The sequence below is a fragment of the Nocardiopsis sp. NPDC055879 genome, assembly GCF_053615935.1.
This window is the reverse complement of record NZ_JBSHCT010000063.1, coordinates 1-3,926: the sequence shown is the minus strand read 5'-3', so window position 1 is coordinate 3,926 and position 3,926 is coordinate 1. Positions and strand designations below refer to the sequence as shown.

The 3,926-nt window shown below is 61.7% G+C and carries 4 protein-coding genes; 3 read left to right on the top strand and 1 reads right to left on the bottom strand.

The window, feature by feature from the left end:
• On the top strand, positions 1–384 hold a 384-nt coding region (locus ACWGKS_RS29635), incomplete at its 5' end, for a hypothetical protein (protein ID WP_452525025.1).
• A gap of 391 nt (positions 385–775) precedes the next feature.
• On the opposite strand, the gene ACWGKS_RS29630 is transcribed toward ACWGKS_RS29635, so the two are convergent.
• Positions 776–967 carry a transposase domain-containing protein gene (locus ACWGKS_RS29630; RefSeq protein WP_358516293.1) on the bottom strand — a complete coding sequence of 64 codons (192 nt, stop codon included), beginning with the start codon at positions 965–967 and terminating at the stop codon, positions 776–778.
• Between the two features lie 351 nt (positions 968–1,318).
• Here ACWGKS_RS29630 and ACWGKS_RS29625 point away from each other — a divergent pair.
• Together ACWGKS_RS29625 and ACWGKS_RS29620 are read left to right on the top strand one after the other, a co-directional pair.
• Positions 1,319–2,166, top strand: a protein-coding gene (locus ACWGKS_RS29625) for an IS5 family transposase (RefSeq protein WP_452525024.1) whose coding sequence is annotated in 2 segments (ribosomal slippage) — positions 1,319–1,625 and positions 1,625–2,166 — 849 coding nt in all. Because the reading frame shifts where the segments join, the coding sequence is not laid out codon by codon here.
• 210 nt (positions 2,167–2,376) lie between these two features.
• A complete protein-coding gene (locus ACWGKS_RS29620) occupies positions 2,377–3,678 on the top strand; it encodes an MFS transporter (RefSeq protein ID WP_358516285.1) in 1,302 nt (433 codons plus the stop codon).
• The last annotated feature ends 248 nt before the right edge of the window (positions 3,679–3,926 follow it).

Sequence of the window (3,926 nt, the reverse complement as noted above, 5' to 3'; positions counted from 1 at the left end):
TCACACCACGATGAGCCCGTCCAAGATCGGGATGATCGTGCAAGCCGCGTTGGCGCTGACCAATATCGAGAAGCAAACTCGCTGAGATCACCTCAATCAGGGCGTAAAAATAACAACAATAATTGGCAAAGCGAAAAAAGGATTACTGGGGGGAATATGTGGACACCTGACCCGAAAACGATCGACTGGTGCTTCAAGGTGGCAGACGAGGATGAAATATTCCAATACGTCAAGGCGGATGTTGAAACTCGGCTGTCATCACTATCTCCAAGGGATGATGAATACTGGAAGATGCTCACTGAAATTGGCATAGAGGCAACACTTAATCAAGTCCTTAGGAAAGCACAAGCCATGGGCGTCAAGTTTCCACCCGGGGAAGACTAAAGGGTCCTGTTGCCCGCATCGGGTCGGGAAGATTACCCGCGTTGTCCTCCTGCTTCAGCAACGAGAAGCAGGAGGGAAAGGGCTCGCTTCCAGGCTCTGGATGAAGTGGGGGTGGCGTAGCAGGCGCTCTGACAGCCTGCCCCCTCCCGTCCTGCGGGATCTCATGTATGAGCTGGAGGCGACCGACTCCCGGCAGATCCCCGTGTCGAAGGTAGTTCTCATGCGATCAATCTGACAGGCTGTCCGATTTGATGTTCGGATGTGGCGAAGCCGGCGATCCAACGGATGAAGAACTGGACAACACGATGAGACGAGTTAGGGGACGCCTCGTTGAGACATCAGAGCATCTCGCCAGGCCGAGATGCCTCTCGAGGACAAAATCGCTGAGAACCTACAGCCAGGAGGGCAGGGCGCGCAGCCGTTGCTGGACGGTGCGGGTCTGTTCCAGCACCGCATCGACGAGGTCGAAGCCGATGACGCTGGTCAGCGCTCCGAGGTGGCCGGGCGCGAACACGCCCGCGGCGAGGGTGACCGTGTGGTGGATGGTGGTCAGGGCGGTGGATGGGGGAGAATGGTGGGGCAATGGAGTTCCTGGGGGCAGGGTGGTCTTGGTCGACTTCCTGTCCTACAGGGCTCCGTTGTCTGTGTTTCCTGTGGGTCAGCGCCACTGGCATGTACTACTTGCGTGGAGCGCAGGAACGTTAACTACCCGGCCTTGGGGAACACCCGCGCTCGTATCCCCAAGGCCTACCGCTGGGCGGGCTACGAGGGTTTCACCCGCCCACTCGACCTCCTTGACCGGCCCCGCCTCTTCAGGGATGACCTGCACTGACGTCGCTCTCATCCGACTTTCCAACAGCCGTGCTAAGAGCGTGTTTGAGAAGGGGTAACGGTCCGGGCACTTCGCCAACGCTGCCGCCGTCAGGCCGCGAGCATGGCCCCCATGGCGCGACGTCCGACCTACCCCTCTGACCTGACCGATGACCAATGGGCCCTGATCGAACCCCTACTCCCACCGGCCAACACCGGTGGCCGACCTGAGAAGCATCCCCGCCGCGATGTAGTGGACGCGATCCTCTACGTAGTGCGCATCGGCTGCTCCTGGCGGCATCTGCCCGTGGACTTCCCGCCTTGGCAGACCGTGTACTGGTACTTCTCCCGCTGGGAGGAAGCCAGGGTGACTGAGCAGGTCATGGCCGTGCTGCGCCGTCGGCTGCGCACCGCGCAAGGGCGTGGGGCGAGCCCTCGGCCGGGGTCATCGACTCCCAGAGCACGAAGGGTGCCGACACCGTCGGTCAGGGGACCCGGGGCTATGACGCGGGCAAGAGGGTCAACGGTCGCAAGAGGTTCATCGTCACCGACACTCTGGGGTTGTTGCTGGTGGTGTGTGTGATGGCCGCGTCGGTTCAGGACCGGGACGGGGCCAGGACCACCCTGTTGAGCCTGTACTTGTGCACGCCGGTGCGGTTCGTGTTCGCCGATGCGGGGTTCGCGGGGAGGCTGGTGGCCTGGGCCGAGAGGTTCGTGGGAACGATGGTGCACATCGTGCGCAAGGCTCCTGGCCAGGTGGGGTTCGCGGTGATCCCGCGCAGGTGGGTGGTGGAGCGCTCGCTGGCGTGGTTGACCGCCCACCGGCGTCTGGCCAGGAACTACGAGCGTGACCCCGCGGTGTCCGAGGCGATGGTGCGCTGGGCCGCGATCGGCCAGATGGCCCGCCGCCTCGCACGAGGGCGAGATGCCGTTCGTCAGCGTGCTTGGACAAGCCAGGACCTCATTTCCTGACCCTCCTCAAACACGCTCTAAAGAACCCAGTACGAAACGATCACCAGACGGACACATGTCTACCCAGCTAAATCACAAATCCAGTGCTCCAGGCCGCTGAACTGCACGGAACGCGGATAAGCACTTCAGACGGTTAGCGATATAGGATGCGTGCAGCAGACAGCGGTAGCACATACAACGACTCGCCCAAGCACACAGAAAAAGGTACACATGTCCAAAAATTTCCCTACCCCAGAGCGGGACACAGTACAGCCTCCGAAACTCACTTCCGCTTTCCACAGGTTTTGGGCTGGCGCGATGGCGAGCAACTTAGCCGACGGTGTCATGCTGACCGTTATACCGATGATCGCGGCCGCAATGACCAATGATCCCTTGGCCGTAGCAGGTCTCACTGCTGCACGGTATGCCCCTTGGTTGCTGTTCGGTCTTTTCGCGGGTGTGCTTGTGGATCGAGTCAACCGGGTCCGGGCAATGGTAATGGCCAACCTCATGAGAAGCGGGGCGGTCGTCGCACTCGCCGTGTTCGTAGCCATGGGTGGAAGCGAGATCGCCGTACTCTACGCGGTGATGTTCTTCGTCATGAGCTGTGAGATCGTCTACGACATCTCCGGACGCTCAGTGCTGCCCGTCATCGCGCGTGGCTCTCTGGACCGTGCCAACGGGCGCCTGGTAGGGGGCCGAGAGGTCGTACAGGAGTTCATCGGCTCCCCTCTCGGCGGATTCCTGTTCGTCGTGGCGGCAGCCCTTCCGCTAGCGGTGAACGCCGGAGCCTACGTACTGGGTGCACTCATCCTGCTCGGACTTCCTCTTGCTGCCCAGCGTCCGGCAGTCGCACCCAAAGCGGACTCCCCAGGCACGGTGCGTTCGGTGTTCACACAGATTGGCGAGGGTCTCCAGACTATCTGGACCGATCCTCCACTGCGTGTCCTCGTGGTATTCGGCGCGGTGATCAACCTCGGTGCCGGAGCGGTGGCCGCCGTGTTCGTCCTGATCGTTCAGAATCACTTCGGTGTACCCGAGGCCCTGTTCGGTGTGTTCCTGGCCGTGGCAGCGGTGGGGGCCATCGGTGGTGCCGCTCTGGCCTCACGCGCAGCGGCCAAGGTCGGCCGGTTCTGGACGATCACCGGTGGTTTCTTCGCCCAAGCGGTGTTTTGCGCGCTATTCGCTTTCGCGCCGAACCCGATCGTCGCAGCTGTGGCCTGGGCACTGGTCGCTGGGGCGAGCACACTGGGAGGCGTGCTATCAGCGGGCATCCTTCAGCTGACCGTGCCGGAGCACCTGATGGGGCGGGTGATGAGCGCCAAGATGATGTTGAGCATGGGCCTGCTCCCGGTCGGCGCGCTTTTGGGGGGTATGTTGGGCCGACTGGATCTACGCTTCCCGGCCTTGTTCGGCACGGTGATCTTCACAGTGGCCACGTTGCTGGCGCTCCGCAGTCTACGTGCCATGTCAGCGCGTGCCGACAGCGCCGAGCGAGCGGCTCGTGAGGCCGCTGTCGGGGAAGAGGTTTGAGAATGGTTTCGATCGCCTGGTCGATATGGCAGTGACCACTCCAGTTGAGCCGATGCCGCACGGCCTTTCCCCATGAGACCAAGATGGGGCGTGTGCGTCCGAGGCGGCAATCGTGACCTCGGGCGCACACTCCCGTGATGAGATTAGAGGACTACTGAGGTGATCTCAGTGACTGGGAATCTGCAGGAACCCGACAATCAAGACGAGGGGTGCATTCATGGGTGAACTTTCGTTCCCCTGACACAGGC

Bases quoted from the DNA above. Each gene is read 5' to 3' on its own strand.
- ACWGKS_RS29620 (WP_358516285.1), top strand. From the start codon at position 2,377: ATGTCCAAAAATTTCCCTACCCCAGAGCGGGACACAGTACAGCCTCCG.